General features: G+C 73.1%; 28 protein-coding genes and 1 pseudogene. 13 read left to right on the top strand and 16 right to left on the bottom strand.

The features are described 5' to 3' along the window. Positions 1–88 precede the first annotated feature (88 nt). Positions 89–286, top strand: coding sequence for a DUF397 domain-containing protein (locus tag ABZU46_RS20630; RefSeq protein WP_354860168.1), 198 nt, complete (start codon positions 89–91; stop codon positions 284–286). Positions 287–342: 56 nt separating this feature from the next. Here the strand turns inward: ABZU46_RS20630 and ABZU46_RS20625 are convergent, their stop codons facing one another. Continuing rightward, entirely contained in the window at positions 343–1329 is a 987-nt protein-coding gene (locus tag ABZU46_RS20625) for a pirin family protein (protein ID WP_354860165.1), read from the bottom strand. 10 nt (positions 1330–1339) lie between these two features. Continuing rightward, positions 1340–1825 (bottom strand): MarR family transcriptional regulator, encoded by a 486-nt coding sequence (locus ABZU46_RS20620; protein ID WP_354860163.1) that lies wholly within the window; start codon positions 1823–1825, stop codon positions 1340–1342. A gap of 157 nt (positions 1826–1982) precedes the next feature. On the opposite strand from ABZU46_RS20620, the gene ABZU46_RS20615 reads away from it, so the two are divergent. Continuing rightward, on the top strand, positions 1983–2516 hold the full coding sequence (locus tag ABZU46_RS20615; protein ID WP_354860160.1) for a GNAT family N-acetyltransferase: 534 nt from the start codon (positions 1983–1985) through the stop codon (positions 2514–2516). 136 nt (positions 2517–2652) lie between these two features. On the opposite strand, the gene ABZU46_RS20610 is transcribed toward ABZU46_RS20615, so the two are convergent. Next, positions 2653–3147 carry an FBP domain-containing protein gene (locus ABZU46_RS20610; protein ID WP_354860158.1) on the bottom strand — a complete coding sequence of 165 codons (495 nt, stop codon included), beginning with the start codon at positions 3145–3147 and terminating at the stop codon, positions 2653–2655. Between the two features lie 55 nt (positions 3148–3202). On the opposite strand from ABZU46_RS20610, the gene ABZU46_RS20605 reads away from it, so the two are divergent. Then, a complete protein-coding gene (locus tag ABZU46_RS20605; protein ID WP_354860155.1) occupies positions 3203–3772 on the top strand; it encodes a TetR-like C-terminal domain-containing protein in 570 nt (189 codons plus the stop codon). A 48-nt stretch (positions 3773–3820) separates the two neighbouring features. Here the strand turns inward: ABZU46_RS20605 and ABZU46_RS20600 are convergent, their stop codons facing one another. Next, positions 3821–4819 (bottom strand): hypothetical protein, encoded by a 999-nt coding sequence (locus ABZU46_RS20600; RefSeq protein ID WP_354860153.1) that lies wholly within the window; start codon positions 4817–4819, stop codon positions 3821–3823. Positions 4820–4913: 94 nt separating this feature from the next. On the opposite strand from ABZU46_RS20600, the gene ABZU46_RS20595 reads away from it, so the two are divergent. Both ABZU46_RS20595 and ABZU46_RS20590 read left to right on the top strand, forming a co-directional pair. Next, positions 4914–5318, top strand: a complete 405-nt coding sequence (locus ABZU46_RS20595) for a helix-turn-helix domain-containing protein (RefSeq protein ID WP_354860150.1) — start codon at positions 4914–4916, stop codon at positions 5316–5318. Continuing rightward, positions 5315–5902, top strand: coding sequence for a DUF1684 domain-containing protein (locus tag ABZU46_RS20590; RefSeq protein ID WP_354860185.1), 588 nt, complete (start codon positions 5315–5317; stop codon positions 5900–5902). The genes ABZU46_RS20595 and ABZU46_RS20590 overlap by 4 nt, the downstream gene beginning before the upstream one ends. Before the next feature lie 46 nt (positions 5903–5948). Here ABZU46_RS20590 and ABZU46_RS20585 read toward each other — a convergent pair whose 3' ends face one another. Beyond that, positions 5949–6539 carry a general stress protein gene (locus ABZU46_RS20585; RefSeq protein ID WP_354860147.1) on the bottom strand — a complete coding sequence of 197 codons (591 nt, stop codon included), beginning with the start codon at positions 6537–6539 and terminating at the stop codon, positions 5949–5951. Between the two features lie 121 nt (positions 6540–6660). Here ABZU46_RS20585 and ABZU46_RS20580 point away from each other — a divergent pair. Together ABZU46_RS20580 and ABZU46_RS20575 are read left to right on the top strand one after the other, a co-directional pair. After that, a pseudogene (locus tag ABZU46_RS20580) lies at positions 6661–8366 on the top strand (glycoside hydrolase family 15 protein). Positions 8367–8421: 55 nt separating this feature from the next. Beyond that, positions 8422–8922: a YfcE family phosphodiesterase gene (locus ABZU46_RS20575; RefSeq protein ID WP_354860145.1), complete on the top strand. Its 501-nt coding sequence runs from the start codon at positions 8422–8424 to the stop codon at positions 8920–8922. 8 nt (positions 8923–8930) lie between these two features. Here the strand turns inward: ABZU46_RS20575 and ABZU46_RS20570 are convergent, their stop codons facing one another. Continuing rightward, on the bottom strand, positions 8931–9149 hold the full coding sequence (locus ABZU46_RS20570; protein WP_354860183.1) for a DUF3072 domain-containing protein: 219 nt from the start codon (positions 9147–9149) through the stop codon (positions 8931–8933). Positions 9150–9261: 112 nt separating this feature from the next. Between ABZU46_RS20570 and ABZU46_RS20565 the strand changes: the two genes are divergently transcribed. Then, positions 9262–10200: an FAD-dependent oxidoreductase gene (locus tag ABZU46_RS20565; protein WP_354860181.1), complete on the top strand. Its 939-nt coding sequence runs from the start codon at positions 9262–9264 to the stop codon at positions 10198–10200. A gap of 17 nt (positions 10201–10217) precedes the next feature. On the opposite strand, the gene ABZU46_RS20560 is transcribed toward ABZU46_RS20565, so the two are convergent. From ABZU46_RS20560 to ABZU46_RS20550, 3 genes are all read right to left on the bottom strand, one after another. Continuing rightward, the gene (locus tag ABZU46_RS20560) at positions 10218–11507 is read right to left on the bottom strand and encodes a cation:proton antiporter (protein ID WP_354860143.1); all 1290 of its coding nucleotides are present in this window, start codon (positions 11505–11507) and stop codon (positions 10218–10220) included. A 107-nt stretch (positions 11508–11614) separates the two neighbouring features. Then, on the bottom strand, positions 11615–12292 hold the full coding sequence (locus tag ABZU46_RS20555) for an HAD family hydrolase (protein ID WP_354860140.1): 678 nt from the start codon (positions 12290–12292) through the stop codon (positions 11615–11617). A gap of 63 nt (positions 12293–12355) precedes the next feature. Further along, positions 12356–14491 carry a SpoIIE family protein phosphatase gene (locus ABZU46_RS20550; protein WP_354860138.1) on the bottom strand — a complete coding sequence of 712 codons (2136 nt, stop codon included), beginning with the start codon at positions 14489–14491 and terminating at the stop codon, positions 12356–12358. Positions 14492–14689: 198 nt separating this feature from the next. On the opposite strand from ABZU46_RS20550, the gene ABZU46_RS20545 reads away from it, so the two are divergent. Further along, on the top strand, positions 14690–15553 hold the full coding sequence (locus tag ABZU46_RS20545) for a hypothetical protein (RefSeq protein ID WP_354860136.1): 864 nt from the start codon (positions 14690–14692) through the stop codon (positions 15551–15553). Positions 15554–15645: 92 nt separating this feature from the next. On the opposite strand, the gene ABZU46_RS20540 is transcribed toward ABZU46_RS20545, so the two are convergent. Continuing rightward, on the bottom strand, positions 15646–15999 hold the full coding sequence (locus ABZU46_RS20540; RefSeq protein ID WP_354860134.1) for a DUF6401 family natural product biosynthesis protein: 354 nt from the start codon (positions 15997–15999) through the stop codon (positions 15646–15648). A gap of 189 nt (positions 16000–16188) precedes the next feature. Between ABZU46_RS20540 and ABZU46_RS20535 the strand changes: the two genes are divergently transcribed. Next, positions 16189–16638: a hypothetical protein gene (locus ABZU46_RS20535; protein WP_354860132.1), complete on the top strand. Its 450-nt coding sequence runs from the start codon at positions 16189–16191 to the stop codon at positions 16636–16638. On the opposite strand, the gene ABZU46_RS20530 is transcribed toward ABZU46_RS20535, so the two are convergent. After that, a complete protein-coding gene (locus ABZU46_RS20530) occupies positions 16635–16844 on the bottom strand; it encodes a hypothetical protein (RefSeq protein WP_354860130.1) in 210 nt (69 codons plus the stop codon). The genes ABZU46_RS20535 and ABZU46_RS20530 overlap by 4 nt on opposite strands. Before the next feature lie 157 nt (positions 16845–17001). Between ABZU46_RS20530 and ABZU46_RS20525 the strand changes: the two genes are divergently transcribed. After that, positions 17002–18369 carry an MFS transporter gene (locus ABZU46_RS20525; protein ID WP_354860127.1) on the top strand — a complete coding sequence of 456 codons (1368 nt, stop codon included), beginning with the start codon at positions 17002–17004 and terminating at the stop codon, positions 18367–18369. Here the strand turns inward: ABZU46_RS20525 and ABZU46_RS20520 are convergent. From ABZU46_RS20520 to ABZU46_RS20505, 4 genes are all read right to left on the bottom strand, one after another. After that, positions 18324–18581: a hypothetical protein gene (locus tag ABZU46_RS20520; RefSeq protein WP_354860125.1), complete on the bottom strand. Its 258-nt coding sequence runs from the start codon at positions 18579–18581 to the stop codon at positions 18324–18326. The genes ABZU46_RS20525 and ABZU46_RS20520 overlap by 46 nt on opposite strands. Before the next feature lie 108 nt (positions 18582–18689). Then, positions 18690–19151 (bottom strand): SRPBCC family protein, encoded by a 462-nt coding sequence (locus ABZU46_RS20515; protein WP_354860122.1) that lies wholly within the window; start codon positions 19149–19151, stop codon positions 18690–18692. Between the two features lie 52 nt (positions 19152–19203). Further along, complete coding sequence (locus ABZU46_RS20510; RefSeq protein WP_354860120.1) at positions 19204–19620, bottom strand: DUF2795 domain-containing protein; 417 nt, start codon at positions 19618–19620, stop codon at positions 19204–19206. A gap of 91 nt (positions 19621–19711) precedes the next feature. Continuing rightward, entirely contained in the window at positions 19712–20698 is a 987-nt protein-coding gene (locus tag ABZU46_RS20505; RefSeq protein WP_354860119.1) for a YihY/virulence factor BrkB family protein, read from the bottom strand. 189 nt (positions 20699–20887) lie between these two features. Between ABZU46_RS20505 and ABZU46_RS20500 the strand changes: the two genes are divergently transcribed. Continuing rightward, complete coding sequence (locus ABZU46_RS20500; protein WP_354860117.1) at positions 20888–21289, top strand: ChaB family protein; 402 nt, start codon at positions 20888–20890, stop codon at positions 21287–21289. Positions 21290–21344: 55 nt separating this feature from the next. Here ABZU46_RS20500 and ABZU46_RS20495 read toward each other — a convergent pair whose 3' ends face one another. Further along, complete coding sequence (locus ABZU46_RS20495; RefSeq protein ID WP_354860114.1) at positions 21345–22778, bottom strand: aldehyde dehydrogenase family protein; 1434 nt, start codon at positions 22776–22778, stop codon at positions 21345–21347. A gap of 72 nt (positions 22779–22850) precedes the next feature. On the opposite strand from ABZU46_RS20495, the gene ABZU46_RS20490 reads away from it, so the two are divergent. Next, positions 22851–24461, top strand: a complete 1611-nt coding sequence (locus ABZU46_RS20490) for an NAD(P)/FAD-dependent oxidoreductase (RefSeq protein WP_354860112.1) — start codon at positions 22851–22853, stop codon at positions 24459–24461. Positions 24462–24508: the final 47 nt, after the last annotated feature.

The raw sequence follows: 24508 nt of genomic DNA, 5'->3' as shown, positions 1-24508 counted from the left end.
GAACCCTTGGAATAGCACGGGAGAACGTACGCGGCATGGCACTGTCCCATGAGCAGTCGATCGAACTCATAAGGGAAGTGGCAGGGACATGGAGCTGACCGGCGCACGCTGGCGTAAGAGCACCCGCAGCGGTAGCAATCAAGGGGCCTGCGTCGAGGTTGCCGACAACCTGCCCGGCGTCGTTGGCGTTCGGGACTCGAAGGACCAGGCCGGCCCCGCGCTGGCCTTCAGCCTGGCGGCCTGGCGGGCGTTCGTCGACATGGCGAAGGCCCACCAAACGGCCTGACCCGTACTACGCAAAGGCCCCCGGTGCGAACCGGGGGCCTTTCGCATGGGTCAGGGTCAGGGGCGCGGGCCCTGGCCGTCGGTGTGCGGCACCCGCTCGGTGGGGATCACACCGAGCCGGCCGGCCTTGAAGTCCTCGAACGCCTGGAGCAGCTCGTCGCGGGTGTTCATCACGAACGGGCCGTACTGTGCCACCGGCTCCCGGATGGGCTGACCGCCCATGATGTAGAGGTCCAGCGCCGGGGTGTTGCTGTCCTGCGTGGGGTCCGCGCTGAAGCGCAGGGCGTCGCCCGGACCGTGCACCGCGAGCTGACCGGTGCGGACCGGCCGGCGCTCGACGCCGACGGTGCCGCGCCCGCCGAGGACGTACACCAGCGCGTTGAAGTCGGGGTTCCAGGGCAGGTCGACCTGCGCGCCCGGCTGTACCGTGACGTGGGTGATGGTGATCGGCGTGAACGTCGACCCCGGGCCCCGGTGCCCGGCCACCTCACCGGCGATGACCCGGATCAGCGCGCCGCCGTCGGGCGTGGTGAGCAGAGCCGACTCCCGGCCCCGGATGTCCTGGTAGCGAGGCGGGTTCATCTTGGCCGCGCGGGGCAGGTTGACCCAGAGCTGCGTGCCGTGGAAGAGCCCGCCGCTCAGCACGAGGTGCTCCGGCGGGGCCTCGATGTGCAGCAGGCCGCTGCCGGCCGTCATCCACTGGGTGTCGCCGTCGGTGATGGTGCCACCGCCGCCGTGCGAGTCCTGGTGGTCGAAGACGCCGTCGATGATGTACGTGACGGTCTCGAAGCCGCGGTGCGGGTGCCACGGGGTGCCCTTCGGCTCGCCCGGCGCGTAGTCCACCTCGCCCATCTGGTCGAGGTGGATGAACGGGTCCAGGTCGGTCGTCGAGACCCCGGCGAAGGCCCGGCGGACCGGGAAGCCCTCACCCTCGAAGCCGCTGGGCGCGGTGGTCACCGTGCGGACCTTGCGGAAGCTGGTGGACTCGTCGAGCTTGGGCAGGCGGGGCAGGACGAGGACGTTGTCGACGGTGATCGCGGGCATCGGGGGCTCCTTAACGTGTGGCGTGGGTGTTGCTCGACGTGGTGCCGGCCGCCCGCAGGCGGCGGCCGAGCCGGTCGAAGACCCGGGTGAGGCAGGCGACCTCGGCGTCGTCGAGGTCGTCCATCAGGTGGGTACGCACCGATGCCAGGTGGTGGGGTGCGGCTTCGGACAGGGTGAGCAGTCCGGCGGCGGTGAGCACGGCCTCGCTGCCGCGTCGGTCGTCCGGGCAGGCCTCCTTGCTGACCAGCCCGCGCCGCTGCATCGAGGAGATCTGGTACGTCAGTCGGCTGGGGGAGAAGACCAGCCGGCCGGCCAGCTCGCCCATCCGCAGTCGTTGCCCCGGCGCCTCGGAGAGCAGGACCAGCACGTGGTAGTCGGCGAAGGTGAGGTCGCTGTCGGCGCGCAGGTCGTCTTCCAGCTGGGTGAACAGGCGCTGGCTGGCCTCGATGTAGGCACGCCAGGCGGCCGCTCGGGTGCTGTCCAGGCTCTCGGTCACGCCCATCACGATAGCGCTAGTTCAAAATTTAACTAGCGCTATCGCGCGTTTTCTGCGTCACGTCTGTCCGGTTGGTGGTGTGCTTCGTACAGCTTTGAACAAAGCTCGGGGTAATTGGGCGGCGGCGCCGGCGCGGGGTGTGCCAGACTCCGGCTTCGTGGAACACGTGGAGCTCGCCGCCGACGACCTGCTGCTGCGCCCGTGGCAAGAGGCGGACGCCCCGGCGGTGCGCGACGCCCTGCGTGACCCGGCCATCGCGCAGTGGAACCCGCAGGGTGGCGGCCCGGTCGACGACCAGGCCGCCCTGCTCTGGGTGCGTCGCCGGGCCGACTGGTCGGCCGGTGACCACGCCTCCATGGCGGTGACCACCGCCGCCGACGGCGAGCTGCTCGGCTCGGTGTCGCTGCACCACATCCACCACGGCGACGCCTCCATCGGCTACTGGACGATGCCGGCGGCGCGCGGGCGCGGGGTGGCGACGCGGGCTGTCATCCGGCTCACCGAGTGGGCGTTCGGCGACCTTCGGCTGCACCGGGTGGAGCTGTGCCACGCGGTGGCCAACACGGCGTCCTGCCGGGTCGCCGAGCGGGCCGGCTATCTCGCCGAGGGGACGCTGCGCGAGGCGTACCAGTACGGCGACGGCCGCCGCTACGACGAGCACCTGCACGCCCGCCTGGCCACCGACCGCTAGTCGAAGGGTCCGCGTCGACGGCCGGCCCAGATATGGGGCAGCTCGACAGGGGGCGAACCTGCCCGGCCGGGGCGGTCGTGCTGACCGGCTGATCGGACCGGCGCGGCCCCACCGGGGTGCCGGCCGGCTTCCCCCGCTACTCGGTGACCTTGCGCAGGAACGCCGCGAGGTGGCTGGTGGTGCGGTCGATCTTCTCGGCCAGGGTGATGGTCTCGTCGATCCGCCGCCCGGCGTCCTTCTTGCCGCGCAGGTAGAGCGAGCAGGCCAGGTCGGAGCAGACGTACGCGCCCACGGAGTTGCCCTGCCGGCCGTCCCGACCGGCCTTGCGGGCCGTCATCAACGAGACGCCGTCGCCGGTGTGGGTGGTCAGGCAGAAGGAACACATGCTGCGCCGGACCCGCCCGGTCTGCTGTGGCGCCACCCGCAGCGCGACCCCGACGAGGCCGTCGTCGGCCTCGGCGATCAGGTAGGCCCGCTGCGGCGCGGCGGCCTCGCGCCAGCCGAGGAAGTCCAGGTCGTCCCAGGGGCGCATTTCAAGATCGTTCGGTACGGCCAGCCGCTTCGCCTCGCCCTGCGTGCAGTTGACGAGGGAGGCGCGGATGGCGGGCTCGGTGAGGGCTAACATAGGCATCAGCCTAGCTCTCCTAGGCAAACGATTAACAAGACTAGTTTTTGGGGTGTGGTGCGTGGCACGTGCCGGAGTGACCGCCGAGCGACTGGCCCTGGCGGCGGCCGAGCTGGCCGACGAGGTGGGCGTCGAGAACGTGACCGTCGCCGCGCTCGCGCGGCACTTCGGCGTGAAGGACGCGAGCCTGTACTTCCACATCAGGAGCGCCCATGACCTGCGGGTCAGGATCGCCCTGCTGGCGCTCGCCGAGCTGGCCGACCGGGTCGCCGAGGCGCTCGCCGGCCGGGCCGGAAAGGACGCGCTGGTCGCCTTCGCCAACGCGTACCGGGACTACGCGACACGGCATCCGGGCCGCTACGCCGCGATGCAGATCGACCTCGACCCCGAGACGGCCGCCGCGAGCGCGGGCGTCCGGCACGCCGAGATGACCCGGGCGATCCTGCGCGGCTACCGGCTCTCCGAGCCGGACCAGACCGACGCCGTCCGGATGATGCACAGCACGTTCCACGGCTTCGTGAGCCTGGAGCGGACCGGCGGTTTCCGCCACACCCCGCGCTCGACGGACGAATCCTGGGCCCGCGCCCTCGACGCCCTCGACGCCGTCCTGAGCAACTGGCCTCGGGAGTGACGGCCGGGTGGGCACCCGTCGTGCGCCCACCCGGCCGGCTCCACCCGATCAGGGTGTCGCGGGCGGGCGTCGCCGCGTGGTCCGCTGTCGGAGCAGGACGAAGCCCAGGCCAGCCAGGAACCAGGTGGCGAGGACGGCCAGGGGCACCAGCGTGTGCGAGCAGTTGAAGTAACCGAAGTTGTTGACCGCGCGCACGGCCGCGCCCGGCGGGAGCTTCGCGGAGATCGCCTGCGCCCATCCCGGCAGCAGGTCGATCCCGATGGTCGCTCCGCTCGTCGCGTTGCCGATGGTGGTGAGGGTGAGCACGGCGAGCGCGATTCCGATCGGGCCGAGCCAGGCCCCGAGGGCCTTCGTCGTGAAGGCGCTGGCGGCCGACAGCAGGATGAGCGACAGGGCGAGCAGCGGGAACGGTGCCGTCAGTGACCCGTAGACCGGGCCGGCGACCGTCGCCGCGATCACGCCGATCGCGACGGCGAATCCGCCCACGGCATAGAGCCGGTGCCGCAGGCGCACCTTCGCGGTGGCCGCGGTGAGCCCCTGCGCGAGGACGAACGACGAGAGGGTGACCCCGAACACCACGTAGAAGGCGGACAACCCGCGGCTGTCGTAGCTCGCCAGCGGCACGATGTCGTTCTCCTGGACGGTCGCGCCGGCCTGCCTGGCGAGACCGGCGGCGAGTTGCCGGGCGGCGCCGCTCTCGCTGAATCCGCTCGCGCCGGCGTAGTCGAGCGTCAGCGTGCCGGGGGAGGTCGCGCCGAGCACCGCGACGGCGTCGCCGTCGCGGACCAGGGCCGATCCGTCCTCGACGGTGGTCACCGGCGTGACGGCGACGGCATCGCCGAACCCGGCCTGTGCGGTGGTGGCCAGCTGCTCACCGACCACCGCGATCGGCAGGTGGCGCGGCTCGGGACCGCGTTGCAGCCCGACGTAGACGGCGATGAAGGCCGTACCGATGATCAGCCCGGTGAGCACGAGGGAGAGCCAGGCTCGGCGGTGGGTGACGACGGGCGTTTCCCGCTCGGTACGTGGTTCGGGTGGCGACGTCATGGGTGCTTCCTCGGGTAGTGTGGTTTGAATGTCCAACCAGACGAACCGTAGCACCGGTGGTTTGAATTCCAAACCGTCTCGGGACACGCTCGCTGTGGCGCTCGACGCGGTCAACGACAGGTGGTCGCTGCACATCGTGCGGGCGCTCGCTTTCGGGGCCTCCCGCTACACCGAGATCCTGCGAGCGGTCGGCGCGCCCCGGGACGTGCTCGCCGCCCGGCTGCGAAAGCTCGCCGAGACCGGCATCCTGCAGGCGCGATCGACCGAGGACGGCAAGGTCGCCGGGTACGAACTCACCCAGAAGGGTAGGGACCTCGGGCAGGTCATCCTCGTGCTCAAGCGCTGGGGCGACACCTACAGCGACGCCGAGGTACCCAAGGTCGACTTCATCCACGACGTGTGCGGTGAGGTGTTCGTCGCCGAGGTCTGCTGCCAGGCGTGCGGCAGGCCCCTGCGGTCCGGAGAGTTGTCAATCGATCAGGAGTCCGCCGCATGCTGACCGATCTGGAACTGGCCGACTGGCGGGAGCGGGTGGCCCGGCTGTACCTGTCCGACGTCGACCTCGCCGGCTTCCGCGCCGGCCGCGACGAGCTCTTCGCCACCCACCCGCAGAGCCCGATACCGCCGGCCGATCGGCCCGGCTTCACCGGTGTGCGCTACTTCGCACCGAACCCGGAGGCCGTGGTGGAGGCGCCCCTGCGACCGGCCAGCGGCGAGCTGCGGGTGGACACCGGCGGCCCGGACGGGGTCGTCGCGTACCGGCGGGTGGCGGTGGCCGAGACGCCGTGGGGGCCGCTCACGCTGTGGTGGATCGAGGCGTACGGGGGCGGGCTCTTCGTGCCGCTGCGCGACGGCACCTGCGGGCAGGAGACCTACGGCGGGGGGCGGTACCTCACCGACACGGTGAAGGGCACCTTCGGCCGGGGCGTCGAGCTGCTGCCCGGTGACCGGGTCCGGCTGGACGCCAACTACCTCTACAACCCCAGCTGCGCGTACGACGACCGCTGGGCCTGCCCCCTCGCGCCGCCGGAGAACCGGGTCGACGTGCCATTGCGGGCCGGCGAGCTGGCGTACCACGGCTGACCGGCCGCCCCGGCGGACTGCCGGGACGGCCGGTCGTGCCGGTGGATCAGCGGGAATTCGCCGGCGTCGAGCCGGGCACCTGCATCCGGCCCAGCAGTTGCCGGGCCTGATCGGCGAGCTGTGCGTCGACGGTCACCGCGTACTGGCCGGCGCGCAGCGAGCTGGCCGAGGTGAAGTCGCGCTGCCCGCCGGTCATCGCGTGCGCCACAGCGCCGAACACGGCGCCCCAGATCGCGCCGATGACCAGGCCGACCAGGATCACCGCCAGCCAGTTGCCGACGGTGAAGATGCCGAACAGCAGGCCGATGAAGAGCCCGAACCAGGCGCCGGTGCCGGCGCCGAGCAGGGCCGCGCGGCCGGTGGTCATCCGCCCGAGCACCGTCTCCACCAGCGTGAGGTTCGTGCCGACGATGGCGCTGTGCTCCACCGGGAAGCGGTTGTCGGCCAGGTAGTCGACCACCTTCTGCGCGGACGGATAGTCCGGATACGAGCCGATCGTCACTGTGGGTGGGCCGCTCTCCGGCCCGTGCCCGTCCCCGGCCGGCGTCGACAGGCGGCCTGCCGGCCCGGACGGAAGCACGTCGCCACTGGTTGCGCCGGGCCGCCACGCGGCGGCCGGCCCCGAAGCTGAGGTCATGAGCATCCTCCCTCGTCAGCCGACCGCGTTCCCGCCAGTGCCGGGCGGTAACGCCCGCCGCCGGAGTGGGGTGCGTGTCTCCGGTGAGGCATGTGCGGGGACGGTCCGGGTAGGCAGTCCGGTGCAGAGCGGACAGATCAGCGACCACGGGTTCCTCGCCGACGGCCGCACGGCCGCGTTGGTGGACCGCTCGGGCTCGGTGAACTGGTGGTGCCCGGGCCGGTTCGACGCGCCGTCGGTGTTCGCGCGGCTGATCGGCGAGGACGCCGGACACTGGTCGATCTGCCGGAGGCCGACTTCACCGTCGAACGCTGCTACCTCGACGGCACCCTCGTGCTGCGGACCGTCTTCCACACCGCGCAGGGCGAGGTGGAGCTGACCGACGCGCTCGCCCTGGAGCCCGGCGCGGGAGAGCGCCCTGGAGGCGGTCGGCGGGGCCAGCCGGCTCGCCCTGGTCAGTGGCCTGCGGCTGACCTGCGGCGAGGGCGAGGCCACCGCGACGTTCACCGTCCGCGCCGGCACGACCCACAACTTCACCCTCGGGTACGCCCCGACCTACGACGCGCCGCGCCGCAGGTGCCCGAAGCCGACCGGACCATCGCCGACACGGCCGAAGGATGGCGCTCCTGGGGCCGGCAGCACGCGTACAACGGGATCTACGCCGAGCACGTGCGGCGCAGCGCGTTGGTGGTGCAGGGCATGACGTACCGACCCAGCGGCGCGGTGGTGGCGTCGGTGACCACCTCGCTGCCGGAGAAGCTCGGCGGGGACCGGAACTACGACTACCGCTACGTGTGGGTGCGCGACTTCAGCCTGACGCTGCGGGCGCTGTGGCGGACGGCGTGTTACGACGAGGTACAGCGGCAGTTCGCCTGGTTGGGTCGCGCGATGGGCCGGATCGACGAGGAGCCGGTGCCCATCATGTACGGGGTGCTGGGGGAGCGGGACCTCACGGAGCACCGCCTGGATCAGCTCGCCGGCTACCGCGACAGCCCGCCGGTGATGATCGGCAACGACGCGTGGCGGCAGCGGCAGACCGACATCTTCGGTGAGGCGTTGGACGCGGCCTGGCTGATGCGCGACCGGCTGGAACCGTTGGAGCCGGACGTCTACCACCTGCTCCGGTCACTCGCGGACAAGGCGGAGCGGGACTGGAAGCTGCCGGACGCGGGGATGTGGGAGGAGCGCGGGATCGAACGCCACCACGTGTCCTCGAAGGTGCAGTGCTGGTCGGCCCTGGACCGGGCGGTCCGCTTCGGCGAACGACTCGGTCAGCCGCAGGACGTGGCCCGCTGGGCGGCCGCCCGCGACGAGGTGCGCACGGAGGTGCTGCAACGCGGGTGGAGCGACCGGCTCGGGGCGTACACCGGGAGTTTCGAATCCGACGACCTGGACGCGTCGGTGCTGGTGATGCCGCTGGTGGGGTTCCTCCCGGCCGACGATGAGCGGATGCGTTCGACGGTCCGCGCGGTGGAGGCGCAGCTGTCGCACGACGGCCTGCTGCGGCGCTGGAACGGCGACCCGGCGGGGTTTCTCATCTGCTCGTTCTGGCTGGTGTGCTGCCTGGCGCTGGCCGGCGAGCGGGACCGGACGCACGAGTTGTTCGACGCGCTGGCCGGGCGGGTCAACGACCTGGGACTGTTCGCCGAGCAGGTCGACCCGTCGACCGGGGAGCAGTTGGGCAACTTTCCCCAGGCGTTCTCGCACATCGGCCTGATCAACGCCGCCGGTGTGCTCAGTGACGTCGAGCAGAACCCGGGGCTGCGTCGCCGCGGCATGCCGCCCGGGTACTTCACACCGACGTCGCGCCGAGCTGCCCGGAGCTGAGCGCCCCCACGAGCGTCCCCGGGTGGACGGCGCCCGCTCGGGGGATGATGCCGGCATGAGGCTGGTGCTCACGGCGGACACGCATCTCCCCAAGCGGGCCCGGGACCTCCCGGGGCCGCTGTGGACGGCGATCGAGGCGGCGGACGTCGTCCTGCACGCCGGCGACTGGGTCGACGAGTCGCTGCTGGACGCCATGACCGCCCGCGCGCGGCGGCTCATCGGCGTGTACGGCAACAACGACGGCCCGGCGCTACGCGCCCGGCTGCCGGAGGTGGCCCGCGTCGACCTCGACGGGCTACGGGTCGCCGTGGTGCACGAGACCGGCCCCCGTACCGGCCGTGAGCAGCGGTGCGCGGCCCGCTTTCCCGACGTCGACCTGCTGGTCTTCGGGCACTCGCACATCCCCTGGGACAGCGTGGCGCCCGGTGGGCTGCGCCTGCTCAACCCCGGGTCGCCCACCGACCGCCGATCCCAGCCGCACGCCACCTATCTGGAGGCCGAGACAACCCGGGCCCGACTGACGCGGGTCCGGCTGCACACCCTGCCGCGCCCCTGACCGCCGAGCTACTGGCCGCGACCCGTCTCGGCCTGCAGTTCGTCGATCCGCTTGGACGCCTCGGCCTTGGTCAGGTCGTCCGGCAGCGTCGCGTCCGCCTCCCGGGCCAGCGTGGCCAGGTACGACTCCTGGGCCGCGGTGGGCGGCTCGTCGCCGGTGACCCACTCGTCCGGGTCCTTGATCGCGCCGCGCGGGTCGGCCTGGTCGTTGCTGTGGTCCGTCATCATCATCACCCTCTCTTCGAACAGGTGTGCCAGTACCCCGATCACCGCCGGTTCATGCCCGTCCGTGGCGACCGCCGGCACCTACGATCAACGGATGAGCGTGAACTCCTCGGGCGTGGCGGTGGTCGGGGCGGGCATCGCCGGGGTGGCCTGCGCGGTGGAGTTGGGCCGGGCCGGGGTGTCGGTTCAGGTCCGTGAACGGGGGCACGTCTGCGGCGGCCGGATGGCCAGCAAACGCTTCGACGGCCGCCCCGCCGACATCGGCGCCGCGTACTTCACCGCCAGCGACCCGGACTTCGCCGCCGTGGTCGACGAGTGGCGTGCCGCCGGCCTGGTCCGGGAGTGGACCGACACCTTCTGGTCGTACGACACCAACGGCCGCCACGACGTGCCCGGTCCGCTGCGCTACGCCGCGCCACGCGGGCTGCGGTCGCTTGTCGAACACCTGGCCGGCGCGGTGCCGGTGACCGTCGACCGGCTGGTGCTCGCCGTGGAGCCGGGGCCGGCCGTCGACGGCGAGCCGTACGCGGCGGTCGCCCTGGCCATGCCGGGGCCGCAGGCCGCCCTGCTGCTCGATCCCGCCCTGGCCGACGCCACCCGGGTCGTGCAGGAGCAGACCTGGTCGCCGGCCTTGGCCGCGGTGCTGCGTTTCCCGTCCCGGCGCTGGCCGCACTTCCACGGCGCGTTCGTCAACGACCATCCGGTGCTCTCGCTCATCTGCGACGACGGCGACCGGCGCGGTGACGACGCGCCGGTGCTGGTGGCGCACACCGTGCCGGAGTTCGCCGCCCGGCACCTGGCCCAGCCTTCCGGCGCCGGACCGGCGATCGAGCAGGCCGTCCGGGACCTGCTGGGGCTGGCCGAGGCGGCCACCGACGTGCACGTGCACCGCTGGACGTACGCCAAGCCGGCCGGCGACCTCACCGGGAACACCCACCACCTCGACGCCGACGGGATCGGTCTGGCCGGCGACGCGTTCGGCAAGCCCCGCGTGCAGAGCGCCTGGCGCTCCGGCCACGACCTCGGTCGCGCGCTGGCCGCCCGCCTCGGCTGAACGCCGCTGCCCACTCCTCAGGGGTGCCCGGCGGCGGCGACCGGCCGGGCCTCGGGTTCGGACGGGTCTTCCGTCCGCTCACCCTCGCGGTCCAGCAACTGCATGACCGGGGTCGCCGCGACGCCGTGCACCACCACGGAGACGAGCACCACCAGCCCGACGGTCGCCCACAACAGCTCCGCCTGCGGAAAGTCCGCCTTCGTGGTGGCGTACGCCAGGTAGTAGAACGAGCCCACCCCGCGGATGCCGAACAGCGAGATCACCCAGTGCTCGGCCGGCCGGCCGGGCGCGCCGCGCAGCGACAACCAGCCGACGGCCGGCCGGATCAGGAAGACCAGCGCCAGCCCGACGGCGGCCGCCGGCCAGGTCAGCGGGGCGAGCAGACCGCCCACGATCGCGCCGCCGAGCAGCAGCAACAACACCAGGGTGAGCAACCGCTCGACCTGCTCGGCGAAGTCGTGCAGCACCGAATGGAACTCGTGGGTCCGCTCGGCGGCCCGGATGGCCCGCGCGGCCACGAACACCGCCAGGAAGCCGTACCCGCCGGCCACCTCCACCAGCCCGTACGCCAGGAAGGTGGCGGCCAGCGCCAGGAAACCCTCGGCGTGCCGGGCCAGCCGCAGCTCGCTGGGCGCCCGGAAGAACAGCTTGCCGAGCAGCCAGCCGATGAGCAGGCCGCCCCCCACACCGACGCCCACCTTCCAGAGCACGTCGACGGTGAACCACTCGGCCACCCACGCGCGCGGGGCGAGGCTGGTCGAGGCGATCGCGATGGCCGCGTAGACGAACGGGAACGCCAGACCGTCGTTGAGGCCCGCCTCCGAGGTCAGGGCGAAACGGACCTCGTCCTCGGAGTCCTCCACATCGGTCGGCTCGCCGACCTGCACGTCGGCGGCGAGCACCGGATCGGTCGGCGCCAGCGCGGCGCCCAGCAGCAGCGCCGCGGCCGGCACCAGGCCAGCCCACCACCACCCGAGCAGCGCCACCGCCGCAATGCACAACGGCATCGCGATGGCCAGCAGCCGCCAGGTGGAGGACCACCGGGCCCAGCTCAACGGCCGGTCGATCTTCAACCCGGCGCCCATCAGGGCGACGATCACCCCGATCTCGGTCAGGTGGGTGGTCAGCTCGGGGTGGGCCAGCGGGTCCGGTGTCGGTAGTCCGACCGGCAGCAGGAAGACCAGCATGCCGAGGGTGAGGAACGCGATGGGCATGGACAACGGGCGGCGCTCCAACACCCGGGGCAGGATGCCCGCGAGCAGCGCGCCCAGGCCCACAAGCGCGAACGCGACGTCTACCGGCTCCACGGACACCACCCTTTCGCCGCACCCGCGCGGCGCGGGCAGGTGGCCACAGACCATGCCCCGGAAGACTTCCGGCTATGCGTGTGCGCCCCGGTGAACCGGAGTGAGTCTCACCTCGGCCGGATGAGCGGGGAATCCGCCAGCTCGGCCAGCAGCGCGGCCGGGTCGTCGTACACCGCCACCGCGCCGGCGCCGGCGAGTTCCCCCCGGCTGGTGCCGCCGCAGGTCAACCCGACGCAGGGAATGTCCAGTTTGCCGGCCGCGGCGACGTCCCAGACCGAGTCGCCGACGAAGACGACGCGCTCGGCGGGCAGCCCGGACTGCTTTAGCGCCGCCTCGAGAATGTCCGGTGCCGGCTTGCTCTCCTGCGCGTCCGCCGAGGAGGTGATGGTGTCCACCACGTCGTCGGCGTTCAGGGCCCGGCGCAGCGCACCCACCTCGTGTTCCGCGGCGGAGGTGGCGAGCACCACCCGCAGCCCCCGCTCGGCGCACGCCCGCAGCAGGTCCGCCGCCCCGGGCAGCGGAGTCAGCCGCTCCCAGTACTCGGTGTACAGGGTGTTGTGCGCCTCGCGCAGCTTCGGGTCGTCATCGCGGTCGCGCTCGGGGCCGAGCAGGTGGTCCAGCAGCTTGTCCGAGCCCATCCCGATCGAGCGGTGCACGGTCGCCATCGGCACCGGGTGGTCGGCCTGGCGCAGCGCCTCCCACCAGCTCACCGTGTGCAGGTAGGTGGTGTCGACAAGCGTCCCGTCGATGTCGAAGAGCACCCCGTGGGGTTTTTCGGTGGCCATGGGCGCACTCCTACCCGTTCGGCGGCCGGCTGATTCGTCCGGGTTCGGCGACGCCGGCCGACCTCAGCGCGGCTCGGCCGGCGGGACGAGGATCTCGAACCAGACCGTCGAGCCGCGCACCGACGGATCGGTGCCCCACGCGTCGCTCAGCTCCTCGATCAGGCCCAGCCCGCGCCCGCGACTGCTCAACGTGTCCGTGCGGGCCCGGGTCACGGTGCCCCGGGTGCCGGAATCGGCGACCGAGACCAGCAGCCGCTCCGGACTGAGATCGATCTCCACGCGGGCGGCCGTGCCGGCGTGCAGCAGCGCGTTGGTAGTCAGCTCGCTGGTGCACAGCACCGCCGCGCCGATCACCGACTCGGGCACCTGCCACTCGGTGAGCTGGCCGGTCATCCAGTGTCGGACCCGGCTGGGCGCGGTCGGCTCGGCCGGCACCTCCATCGCCGCCGACCGGCTCGGCTTGAGCGCGTGCTCGACCGCCAGCACGGCCACGTCGTCCTCGGTGCCGCCGGACACGGCGGCGGTGGCCACCGCGCAGAGGGCGCGGGGATCACTGGTGCCGGCCTTGGCCACGGCGTCGCCGAGGGCGTCCAGCCCGGCGGTGAGGCTCTGCCGCCGCCGCTCCACCACGCCGTCGCTGAACAACAGCAGGGTGTCGCCGGGAGGGAATGCGACCGTGACGGTGGTCGGGCGCCCGCCCAGCCCCAGCGGGGGACCGGCCGGCAGGTCCACGTACTCGGCGTGCGACCGGCCGTCCGCGGAGCACCGGCGGATCAGCGGGGCGGGATGACCGGCGCTGGCCAGGGTCAGCTCCCGGCGCTCGGCGTCGATGACCCCGAACGCCACGGTGACGAACAGCTCGTGGGTGCCGGCCTCCACGCCGAGGCTGGCCACGAGTCGGTCCAGCCCGGCCAGCACCGCGTCCGGCGCCGGGTCGGCCAGGGCCAGCGCCCGCAGCGCCGCCCGCACCTGCCCCATCCGCGCCGCGGCCTGCACGTCGTGCCCGGCGACGTCGCCCAGCACCACGCCGAGCGCGCCGGTGGGCAGCAGGAACGCGTCGTAGAAGTCACCGCCGGCCGCGTTGCCGTCCACCCCCGGGTCGTAGCGGGCCGCGATCCGCAGCCGGGGCAGGTCGGGAAGGTGCTCCGGCAGCATGCTGCGTTGCAGCAACTGGGCGGTGCCGTGCTGGGTCTCGAACCGCCGGGCCCGCTCCGCGGCCTGACCGATCAGCTCCGCCGAGGCGGCCAGCAGCGCCCGCTCGGCCGCCGACCAGGAGTGCGGCACCTGGTAGCCGACCGTCAACCCACCCCGGATCACCGAGGTGCCCAGCGGCAGCACGGCCATCGACCGGATCTTCTGGTCGTGGCGGTCCACGGCGGTCTCGCGCAGCGGCTGCCCGTCACGGGTGAACGACGACTCGCCCGAGCGGGCCGCGAGCGCGACCGGGCCCAGCCAGTCCGCCGGCGTCCGCCGCCACAGCGGCGGCAACCGCTCGTCGGCCTCGTCCATCAGCTCGCCGCGGACCCGGCGCACCATCCGCCAGCCACCGCCACCCTCGTCGACCACGAACGAGACCCGGTCGGCGTCGAACGTGGTGATGGTGTGGCGCAGCGCGACCCGGGCCACGTCGTCGAGGGTGAGGGTGCCGGCGAGCGCGGCGGCGACGTCGCTGAGACTCTGCAACTGCTCGGTCACGTGGGTGGTTTCGGCGGCCACCGTCAGGATTCCCACGATCTGCCCAGCGCTGTCACGGACGGCCGAGTGACCCCGGGTGAAGACCACCTGCTCGACCACCCCGGAGCTGTCCCGCATCAGGGGGAGCGTGGACTCCTTCTCCAGGAAGGGCACGCCCTGCCGGTAGGCGCGCTCGATGACGTCACCGAAGCCGGGCAGCGTCCAGATTTCGGCGTACACCTCGGCGGCCGGTCGACCGAGGGCAGCGGGGTGTTTGCTGCCCAACAACTCGGCATAGCCGTCGTTGTAGAGCAGGACGAGGTCGTCGCCGTACGCCAGTGCCATCGGCATCGGCGAGGCGAGGATCAGCTCGACCACGGCCCGGACCGCCGGATCCCACCCCTCGCGCGGGCCGAGGGCGGTGGCGGACCAGTCGTGGGCGAGCACGGCGGCCGCACCGGGCCCGGTGGATTCGCCGGGGACCGGGATTGCTGGCGTGGGGACTCGCCCGACCGTTCCTGGCATGTTCGCAGCCTAGCCGGCCGTCGGCCAGCCGCATCCGATCATGTGCGCGGGTCGCGGCCGGCCCCGGCGGGGTGACTGTTAGGGCAGGTCAGGACCCCTGTTTGACGACTTGTCGGAAAAATGGCAGGGAGCCACACGGACTGCCGCACCGGTGGCCGGGTATGCCCCCGGCGCAGTCCATGCGACAGGAGGGACATCATGCTGAAAACCCTCGCGGTTCGGCAGGCCGACATCGGCGATGCCATCGCCGACACCTGGAGGTCGGTGCTGCTCTTCATCCCGAAGGCAGTGGCCTTCATCGTCATCCTCGTGGTCGGCTGGATCATCGCCAGAGCGGTCCTCAAGATCGTGGATGCGGTGCTGGAACGGGTGCATTTCGACGAGGCCGTCGAACGCGGAGGCATCAAACGGGCACTGGAGAGAACGAAGTACGACGCCAGCGACATCCTGGCCAGGTTGGCGTACTACGCCGTCCTGCTGTTCACCCTGCAGTTCGCCTTCGGAGTCTGGGGGCCCAACGCGATCAGTAACCTGATCAGCGGTGTGGTGGCCTGGCTGCCGCGCGCGTTCGTCGCGATCGTCATCGTGGTGATCGCGGCCGCGATCGCCAACGCCGCCCGCGATCTGGTCACCGGGGCGCTGGGCGGGCTCTCGTACGGCAAGGTCCTGGCCGACCTGACGGCGATCTTCATCATCGCGCTCGGCGTGATCGCCGCGCTGAACCAGGTGGGTATCGCCACCACGGTCACCACTCCGGTGCTGATCGCGGTGCTCGCCACGGTCGCCGGCATCCTGATCGTCGGCGTCGGCGGTGGTCTGGTGAAGCCCATGCAGAACCGCTGGGACGGCTGGCTCGACCGGGCCGCCCAGGAAGCCCGGGCGATGCAGGAGCATCGGCGGGCCACCTCGGCCGGGCGCGGCGACATGGAGCGGCAGATGGCCGACCGTGGCGGCGACCGGACCCAGGCCATGCCCCGGGTCGACGAGCAGTCGACGATGTCCGGTGGGCGCGGCACGTACCAGTCCGGTGCGGCCGACGAGACCCAGCAGTACCGCCCGTAGCGGGGCGCGACGGCACGATCGTGAGGGGAAGGGCGTCCGCGTTGCGCGGGCGCCCTCTCCGCGTCGCGAGTCGTACGGGGTGACCGGGTGGGTCAGGAACGGCCGAGCGAACGGGCCAGCGCGCAGACGGCGACGAGCCGGGTGAGCGGCCACTCCGGCTCGCTCCAGTCCACCGGGCCCCGCGGCGGCGTCCACCCGTGCTCCAGGGCGGCCTCGCGTACCCCCTCGGCGTAGCCGGCGAGCGTCGCGGCGGTCAACGGCCGCCGGTCGCCGTCCAGGCTGTCCCGCACGGCGGCGGCGTGCTGGTCGACCAGCGCCAGCAGTCCGGGACGCGCGGCGGCGGCGGCGAGGCCGGCGGTGCCCACGGAGACGGTGAGGGCGGCCAGGGTCGACCGCGCCGACTCGACGGCGGTCCGGGAGGCGACCCGGTTGAACGGCACACGCATGGTGACCGAGGCTAACCGACCGGTCACGGGACCGGCCTCGGCCGCTCGGCGGGTGTCGGTTGTGCCACCGGACGAGTCGGGCTGGCCGCGGGGGTTGATCCGGCACAGACGGGGCAGCAGGAGAGGGACGGCGCAGCCCGGCACAGAGCACGGACGGCGCCGGGTGGGGCGGACAGCAGGGAGGCACCGATGGGGGAACCGACGGACGGGCCGGACGAGCGGCACCGGCGGCCGGCTGGGGTGAGCGACGAGACGGTCGCGGCGCTGGGCAAGCTCAGCGAGGCGCTGGAGTGCGTGGAACGGGCCCGTGGGCACCTGTACTCGCTGCACCAGCTGATCGGGCACGCCGACCTGATGCTCGACGACGCGGTGGAGCAGTTCCGCGCCGCCGGACATCCACACATCGCCGAACGGATCGACGCCGAACTGCTCGGCCGCAACGTGATCGCCGGCCGGTGGACGTTCCAGATCGTCGAGGACTTCGACGACGGCTACCACGCGTTGTTCCGCGAACTGGACCGGCAGGCCCGTGACGAGTTGGTGGGCGGGCGACGCCATCTGTTCGAGGCGGAGATGAAGGAGCGCCGCCGCACCCGGGGCCGACCGGGACACGAGGCCCGGCCGGTCGGCGAGGGCTAGTCGCCGGTCGCGTTGGCCGGCCGACGCCGGGCGGCGTCGTCGGCGATGATCACGGTCGCCACCATGAGCGCGACGCAAAGGCTGAACAGCCAGGACTCGTCGGAGACGAGCCAGGCCGACACGGGCGCCTGCAGCGCGGCGAGCAGGAAGCCGAGCCAGGCGAGGCGGCGCTGACGCGTGGAGAGGATTCCGGAGCCTTGATGCATCCCGAAATTCTTACGCGAACTGGCCCCTTTGCCGTCCTCCGATCGGCCGATTCTGGCTGAGCTGTCCGCATTCTCAACCGTCCGGACACCAGTTCTTGTCGCGGCGCACGGGCGGCTCCCGCCGCCGGTAAGGTGCGCTGCGGCAGGATGGGGTCCCGTGTCCACCTCGCCCGCGCCGCCCCGCGCCACGCTGCTCCTGCTGGCCTATCTCGCGTTCGTCAGCCTCGGCCTGCCCGACGGACTGCTCGGCGTCGGCTGGCCGTCGATCCGCGCGGACTTCGGCGTACCCACCGAGGCGGTCGGACTGCTGCTCACCGCAGGCACGGTCGGCTATCTCGCCTCCAGCGTGCTGGCCGGGTTCACGCTGGCCCGCCTCGGCGTGGGCGCGCTGCTCGCCGGCAGCACCCTGCTGGCCAGCCTGGCGCTGACCGGCTACGCCGTGAGCCCCGGGCTGGCCGTGCTCGTGGGCTGCGCGCTGGTGCTCGGGCTGGGCTCCGGTGCGATCGACTCCGGGCTCAACGCGTACGCCGCCGGGGCCTTCGGCCCGCGACACATGAACTGGCTGCACGCCTTCTTCGGCCTCGGCGTGGCGATCGGGCCACTGATCATGACGGCGGCGCTCAGCGCCGGGCTGGCCTGGCGGTGGGGGTACGGCATCGTGGCCGGCGCCCAACTCGCTCTCGCCACCGCGTTCGCGCTCACCGTACGCGCGTGGCAGCGCCGCGCTCCCGCTCCCGAGCCGGGCGTGGGGACGACCGACGCCGCGCCCGCGGTCCGGGTGCCGGTCCTGGCCACGCTGCGGCTGCCGGCGGTCTGGTCCGGGGCACTGGCCTTCGCGCTGTACGTCGCCATCGAGGTGTCCGCCGGACTCTGGGCGTTCCTGCTGCTCACCCAGGGGCGCGGCCTGAGCGCCGCCGTGGCGGGCGGCTGCGTCTCCGCGTACTGGGGCAGCCTCTTCGTCGGCCGGGTGGTCCAGGGCGTGGTCGCCGAGCGGCTGGGGCCCCGGCTGGTGTTGCGGGTCAGCCTGGGCGGCATGGCCCTCGGTGCGGCGCTGATAGCGGTGCCCGGGTCGGCCGTGCTGGCCGTGCTCGGCCTGGTCGTGCTGGGGTTCGCCGCCGCGCCGGTGTTCCCCCTGCTCACCCTCACCACCGCCGACCGGGTCGGCGCGGCGCACGCGGACCGGGCCATCGGGTTGCAGATCGGTGCCGCCGGTGTCGGCGCGGCGCTCGTCCCGACAGGCCTCGGCGTGCTGATCAGCAACGTGTCGGTGCAGGTGCTCGGCCCGGCCCTGGTGGTGCTCGCGCTGGCGTTGATCGTGCTCTACGAACTGGGCGCCCGCCGGCCCGCCGCCGGAAGCGGGCCGGAGCAGCCCGGCCCCGGCTCCGATGCGTCCGGGTTCGCAGCGGCCGGGCCCGCCGCGTCCGAGCCCGCCGCGTCCGGGGCGCCGGCCCAGTCCCGGGCCGCTCTGCCCGACGCGGACTATCCGTTGTCCGGTCCGGTCCGGCCGGTCGTCGACGGGCGGTAGGCGCGCTGCGGGTCGGTCGGCTCCCGCCCGGCGCCCTCGGCCTCTCCGCCTCGGTCGGCCGCCGCGGGCCCGTGCCCGAAGGCGGCCTCCTCACCGGCGTCGTTGCCGGTCACGTCGTCGGCCTGCCCGTCGATGCTGGAGCCCGCCACGGCGCGCTCCAACTCCTCCAGCGGAAGCCGTTCCTCGTCGCGCCACACCCTGTCGTCCGTCATGACTTCAGCCGTACCCGGGCGCGATGATCGCAAACGGGTACCAGCCGGCCCGAGACACGACGATGGCCGCCGGGAACTCCGGCGGCCATCGTCGGTCGGTTCGCGGGATCACGGCTGCGGGCGGTCCACCGAGCCACGCCAGGCGCCGGTCTCCTGACCGCGCCGCTCGATGAACGTCTTGAACCGCTCCAGATCGCCCTTGGCCCGCCGGTCGACGATGCCGAGCTTGTCGCCGGCCTGCTCGACCACCCCGTGCGGCTCGAACTCGAGCTGGAGGGTGACCCGGGTCTTGCCCTCGTCCAGGCGGTGGAAGGTCACCACACCGGCCTGCTGGGTGCCGCCGGTGGAGCGCCAGGCGACCCGCTCGTCGGGCAGCTGCTCGGTGATCTCGGCGTCGAACTCGCGCTTCACGCCGGCGATGTCCACCGTCCAGTGGGTCATCGTGTCGGAGAGCTGCCGGACCTCCTGCACGCCCTCCATGAACTGGGGGAACTCCTCGAACTGCGTCCACTGGTCGTACGCGGTGCTTACGGGTACGGAAACCTCGACGTGTTCGGTGACGCCACTCATCAGGAACCCTCCTCTGGTCGCGGGTGATGGCCGGATCGGGGGACGATCCTGCTCACCAGCGAGTTGTCTCGTTCTTGTTGCCGAGCGCGGCCCACACCTCGGAGACCGTCTGGTACTCGGTGCCCTCGGGCAGCCGCTCCAGCGCCGCCACGATGTCGTCGGGCGCCTCGTTCTCCCGGGCGCTGGCGATGAGCACCAGTCGGTCGCCGGGCAGCGCGCTCATGGAGATGAACCGGCCGAGCCGGCTGCGCTGCTCGACGTCGGTGGAACTCATCCCCTGCGGCGTGCCGGTGCGCAGGTCGCCCGCCGGTGCCGTGGTGGTCTCCGGCTGGTCCTCGCCGGCCGGTTCCGGCACCCGGGACTCGTCGACCCGAGAGCCACCGGTCCCCGGCCCCTGCACGAGGCCGCTGACCTCCTGGCTCATCTGCTCGTCGATCCTCGGTCCGTGCTTGCTGTTGCCACGCTCCATGCCTTCTGCGCTACCCGGCACCCCGCCCGGTAAACCGGCACCGCGTCACGAACCGGCCCCCGGGCCGGACATCCGGGCGGACAACCGGCCCTCAGGAAGCGGCCGCCTTCCGCGGTGGCAGCACCGGCTCCGCCGGGTCCGGATCGCCCGCCTGCAACTGCCGGCCGCGCTGCACCTCGGCGTTGATCTGCACCCCGAGCATCAGGGCGGAGTTGGACAGGTAGAGCCAGACCAGGAACGCGATGGCCGCGCCCAGGCTCCCGTACGTCGTGTTGTACGAGGCGAACTTGGCCACGTAGAGGCCGAAGCCGAAGGAGACCGCCGCCCAGGAGACCAGGGCCACCGCGCCGCCGGGGGTGAGCCAGCGGAAGCGGGGCTGGCGCACGTTCGGGGCGATCCAGAACAGCAGGGACAGCAGCACCGCCATGACTATGGCGAGCACCGGCCACTTCGCCACGCTCCACACCGTCCGGGCCAGGCCGCCGGCGTGGATCAGGTCGCCGACCGCGTCGGTGACCGGGCCGCTGACGATCAGCGCGAGGGCAACCACCGCGAGCAGCACCAACGTCACCGCGGCCAAGCCGATCTGCACCGGCCGCAGCTTCCAGACCGGCCGACCCTCGGTCACCCCGTAGATCGCGTTGGAGGCACGGGTGAACGCCCCGATGAAGCCCGACGCCGACCACAGCGCGCCGAGCAGACCGAAACTCAGCAGCACCTTCACGTTGCTCTGCTGAACCACCACGGCCCGGATCACCCCGACCACGCCGCCGTCCTTGTCAGCCACCACCGATCCGGCACCCACCTGCTTGGCGAGGTCGACAACCGTGTCCAGGGTCCGCTCGCCGTCGGAGACCAGACCGACCAGGGCCACCACCACGATGGCGGACGGAAAGAGCGCCAGCACCCCGTAGTAGGTGAGTGCGGCGGCCCAGTCGGAGCAGTTGTCGTTGACGAAGTTCGTCACGCTGCGCACCAGCACCCCGCGCCAGGTCCGCCAGCTCAGCTGCCGCATCCGCCGGGGCACCGGCGCACCCGGCGTGTCGGCGCGCGTCGTACCGGGCTCCGTGGTCGTCATGCCCGCTCCCTGTTCCCCGGCCACCGGATGACCGGTCATCCGGTCGGGCCTGGCCCGGCCGGTACCCGAAGCGGGAAATCGACAAACCCGGGGCCGACGCCGCCGTGGTGCGGCCCCGCCCGCGACGCGTTTGCCACCCCGCCCGCGGGGAACGGTGACAGTGATTCTGTCGACACGGAGGAGGACGAGATGCCCGGGCGCGAGGACCTGCCCAGCACGCTGCGACGCTCCCCGGACAAGGCGCAGCGGACCTGGGAGAAGACACACGACTCGGCGGTGGAGACCTACGGCGAGGGCGAGCGGTCGCACCGCACCGCCTTCGCGGCGGTGAAGCACCAGTTCGAGAAGGTGGGCGACCACTGGGAGCCGAAGGGCCGTAAGGGCCCGAGCGACCGGCAGGCCGCTGGCGGCGGCCCGGAGCGGCGCGCACCCACCGCCGGTGGGGTGGACGCCAACGCCAGCAAGGACCACCTCATGTCGGTGGCCCGCAAGCTGGACGTACCCGGTCGGTCGAGCATGACCAAGCCGGAGCTGGTCACGGCCATCGAGAAGGCCAACGACCGGGCCACCCGCAAGGCTCGCGGCGACTGACCCACGCACAGCGCGGTACGGGCGGACGCGCCACCCCGGCGTCCGCCCGTAGCGTTCACCAGTGACCGCCGCCGGGCGCCTCGATGTGCACCGCCTTCGTGGCGCTGAACTCGTCCAGCAGCTCCGGGCCGTACCCGAAGCCCTGCCCGCTGGCCCGGCGCGGATGCGCGGCACCGCCGGGCGCCCCGCCGAACACCGAGTTGACTTTCACGGTGCCCACCGGCAGTTCCCGCCACGCCCGCTGCGCATGGCTCATCGACGCGGTCAGCACCGTCGCGGCCAGCCCGTACTCCGAGTCCGCCGCGCAGGTCAGCGCCTCGTCGAAGGAGTCGACCACCACCACCGGGGCGACCGGCCCGAACGTCTCCTCCCGCACCAGCACCATGTCGTGCCGACAGTCGGTGACCACGGTCGCCGGGTAGTACGCCCCGGGCCCGTCCGGCACCTCCCCACCGGTACGCACCCGCGCGCCGGCCGCCGCCGCCGCGCTCACCTGCCCGTGTACGTGGTCGCGGTGCCGCCGGTCGACGAGCGGGCCCAGCTCGGTGCCCGGGTCCCGACCCGGCCCGACCCGCAGTGCGCCGGCCCGCCGCACCAGCGCCGCCACGAAGTCGTCGGCCACCTCCCGGTGTACGTAGATCCGTTCCACCGCGACGCAGATCTGCCCGGCGTTCGCGAACGCCCCGAGCGCGGCCTGCTCCGCCGCCCAGTCGGGGTCGACACCCGCGTCGACGACCAACGGGTCGCTGCCGCCGTTCTCCAGCAGCACCTTCGCGCCGGTACGGGCCGCGGCGGCGGCGATCTTCCGCCCGGTGGCGGTGGAACCGACGTGCGCGACCACGTCCACGTCCTGTGTGGCCAGTGTCGCGCCGACCTCCGGACCACCGGTGAGCAGGGACAGCACCCCGGCCGGCAGCGCCGCGTCCAGGGCGCGCGTCAGCAGCCAACCCGTCGCCGGCGTTCGCTCGCTGGGCTTGTAGAGCACCACGTTGCCGGTGACCAGGGCCGCGCCGAGCAGTCCGCAGGACACCGCAACCGGGTCGTTCCAGGGGGTGATGACGGCGACCACGCCCCGGGGCTGGGGCGTCATGAAGTCCACCGCGTCCGTCGCGCCGTTCAACGTCCGCCCGCCGCGTAGCGGGGCCAGCTCCGCGTACTGTCGCAGGGTGCCGATCCCCGCCTCGACGCCGCCGCGGGCGTCCGCGAGCGGCTTGCCCATCTCCGCGGTGACCGCCGCCGCCAGCTCGTCGGTGACGGCCGCGACCGCGTCCGCGGCCCGGTGCAGCGCCGCCGCCCGCTCCGCCGGCGCGGTCGCCGCCCACTGCGCGGTCGCGTCCCGCGCCGCCTGGGCCGCCTTGCCGACCTCGTCGGCCGTGGCGACCGGCACGGAGCTGACCGGTTCGCCGTCCGCCGGATCGTGGACGACCAGCTCGCCGCCGGCCCCGCCCGCGCCCCACACCCCGCCCACCAGCTGCGCAACCGTGTACATGCGGCGCTGGATGCCCCGGCCCCGGCGAGACAAACGCGTTTCGCCCGGTTGCGCGCCGGGTAGGCGGATCGGGTGACTACCACCGGCGCGCAGAGCGCGGACGCCGTCGTCGTCGGCGCCGGGCACAACGGCCTGGTCGCGGCGAACCTGCTGGCCGACGCCGGTTGGGACGTGGTGGTGCTGGAGGCGACCGCCGTACCCGGCGGCGCGGTGCAGTCCGCCGAGGTGACCGCCCCGGGCTACCTGAGCGACCTCTACAGCTCGTTCTACCCCCTGGGGTACGCCTCGCCGGTGCTGAACGGCCTTGACCTGGGCCGGTACGGGCTGTCCTGGCGGCACGCCCCGGACGTGCTGGCACACCTGCTGCCCGACGGCCGGGCGGCGGTGATCAACCGGGATCCCGACGTCACGGCCGCCTCGCTGGAGCAGTTCGCCCCCGGCGACGGGAAGCGCTGGCTGAACGCGTACACCGACTGGCTCGACGTGGCCGAGCCGATGCTCACCACCATCACCACGCCGTTCCCCCCGGTGCGCGGCGGTCTGGGCCTGCTGCGCCGGCTGCGGGTCGCGGGCGCCCTGCGGCTGGCCCGCCGACTCGTGGTGCCGGTGCGCAAGCTCGGCGACGAGCTGTTCGATGGTCCGGGCGGGCCGGCGCTGCTCGCCGGCTGCGCCCTGCACACCGACCTGTCGCCCGAGGAGGCCGGCTCCGGCGTGTACGGCTGGCTGCTGGCCATGCTCGGCCAGCAGGTCGGCTGGCCGGTGCCCGACGGCGGCGCGCGGCAGATCACCAACGCGCTGGTGGCCCGCCTGCAGGAACGCGGTGGTCGCATCCTCTACGGCGCGCGGGTCGACCGGGTGCTCACCGCGCGCGGCCGGGCGATGGGCGTCCGCACCGAGGGCGGCGCGCTGTGGCGGGCCCGCCGGGCCGTCCTCGCCGACGTGCCGGCCCCGGCCCTCTACCTCGACCTGGTCGGGGCTTCGGTGCTGCCGTCGCGGCTGGTCGAGGACCTGGCGCACTTCCGGTGGGACGGCTCGACGCTGAAGGTGGACTGGGCGCTCTCCGCCCCGGTCCCGTGGACCAACCGGGAGGTCGCCGGCGCCGGCACCGTGCATCTCGGCGCGGACCTCGACGGGCTGACCCGCTACGCCGGCGAGCTCGCCCGCGGCGAACTGCCCCGCGACCCGTTCCTGCTGGTCGGGCAGATGTCCGTGGCCGACCCGAGCCACTCACCGCCGGGCACCGAGTCGCTGTGGTCGTACACCCACCTGCCGTTCCGAAAGGACTGGCGGGCCGAGGAGATCGCTGGGCACGTGCAGCGCATGGAGGACGTGCTGGAGGCGGCGGCCCCGGGCTTCCGGCAGCTCATCGTCGGACGGCACGTGGCCGGGCCCGCCGAGCTGGAGAAGGGCGACCCGAGCCTGGTCGGGGGCGCGCTCGGCGGGGGCACCGCCGCCGCGTACCAGCAGCTGTTCCTGCGCCCGATTCCCGGCCTGGGCCGGGCGGACACCCCGGTGGACCGGCTCTTTCTGGCCAGCTCGTCGGCGCACCCGGGCGGTGGGGTGCACGGCGCACCCGGCGCGAACGCGGCCCGCGCGGCCCTGGCCCGCGACCGCGCCCTGACCGGCGCCGCCTACGCGGCGGCGATCGCCACCGCCCACCGGGCCGTCTACCCCCCGACCTGATGCGGTGATCAAGAGGTTTGCGTCAGATTCCGGCTCGCCGGTGACGC

Origin of the sequence: Micromonospora sp. NPDC005197, from assembly GCF_040608295.1 — a bacterium.
In the GTDB taxonomy this organism is placed as follows: Bacteria; Actinomycetota; Actinomycetes; order Mycobacteriales; family Micromonosporaceae; genus Micromonospora.
This window is presented reverse-complemented; position numbering and strand designations above follow the sequence as displayed.

Bases quoted from the DNA above. Each gene is read 5' to 3' on its own strand.
- ABZU46_RS20500 (WP_354860117.1), top strand. From the start codon at position 20,888: ATGCCCGGGCGCGAGGACCTGCCCAGCACGCTGCGACGCTCCCCGGAC.
- ABZU46_RS20600 (WP_354860153.1), bottom strand. From the start codon at position 4,819: ATGACGTCGCCACCCGAACCACGTACCGAGCGGGAAACGCCCGTCGTC.
- ABZU46_RS20610 (WP_354860158.1), bottom strand. From the start codon at position 3,147: ATGCCTATGTTAGCCCTCACCGAGCCCGCCATCCGCGCCTCCCTCGTC.
- ABZU46_RS20550 (WP_354860138.1), bottom strand. From the start codon at position 14,491: ATGCCAGGAACGGTCGGGCGAGTCCCCACGCCAGCAATCCCGGTCCCC.
- ABZU46_RS20530 (WP_354860130.1), bottom strand. From the start codon at position 16,844: ATGCATCAAGGCTCCGGAATCCTCTCCACGCGTCAGCGCCGCCTCGCC.
- ABZU46_RS20570 (WP_354860183.1), bottom strand. From the start codon at position 9,149: ATGATGACGGACCACAGCAACGACCAGGCCGACCCGCGCGGCGCGATC.
- ABZU46_RS20540 (WP_354860134.1), bottom strand. From the start codon at position 15,999: ATGCGTGTGCCGTTCAACCGGGTCGCCTCCCGGACCGCCGTCGAGTCG.
- ABZU46_RS20575 (WP_354860145.1), top strand. From the start codon at position 8,422: ATGAGGCTGGTGCTCACGGCGGACACGCATCTCCCCAAGCGGGCCCGG.
- ABZU46_RS20545 (WP_354860136.1), top strand. From the start codon at position 14,690: ATGCTGAAAACCCTCGCGGTTCGGCAGGCCGACATCGGCGATGCCATC.
- ABZU46_RS20585 (WP_354860147.1), bottom strand. From the start codon at position 6,539: ATGACCTCAGCTTCGGGGCCGGCCGCCGCGTGGCGGCCCGGCGCAACC.
- ABZU46_RS20495 (WP_354860114.1), bottom strand. From the start codon at position 22,778: ATGTACACGGTTGCGCAGCTGGTGGGCGGGGTGTGGGGCGCGGGCGGG.
- ABZU46_RS20555 (WP_354860140.1), bottom strand. From the start codon at position 12,292: ATGGCCACCGAAAAACCCCACGGGGTGCTCTTCGACATCGACGGGACG.
- ABZU46_RS20535 (WP_354860132.1), top strand. From the start codon at position 16,189: ATGGGGGAACCGACGGACGGGCCGGACGAGCGGCACCGGCGGCCGGCT.
- ABZU46_RS20625 (WP_354860165.1), bottom strand. From the start codon at position 1,329: ATGCCCGCGATCACCGTCGACAACGTCCTCGTCCTGCCCCGCCTGCCC.
- ABZU46_RS20505 (WP_354860119.1), bottom strand. From the start codon at position 20,698: ATGACGACCACGGAGCCCGGTACGACGCGCGCCGACACGCCGGGTGCG.
- ABZU46_RS20520 (WP_354860125.1), bottom strand. From the start codon at position 18,581: ATGACGGACGACAGGGTGTGGCGCGACGAGGAACGGCTTCCGCTGGAG.
- ABZU46_RS20510 (WP_354860120.1), bottom strand. From the start codon at position 19,620: ATGGAGCGTGGCAACAGCAAGCACGGACCGAGGATCGACGAGCAGATG.
- ABZU46_RS20515 (WP_354860122.1), bottom strand. From the start codon at position 19,151: ATGAGTGGCGTCACCGAACACGTCGAGGTTTCCGTACCCGTAAGCACC.
- ABZU46_RS20630 (WP_354860168.1), top strand. From the start codon at position 89: ATGGAGCTGACCGGCGCACGCTGGCGTAAGAGCACCCGCAGCGGTAGC.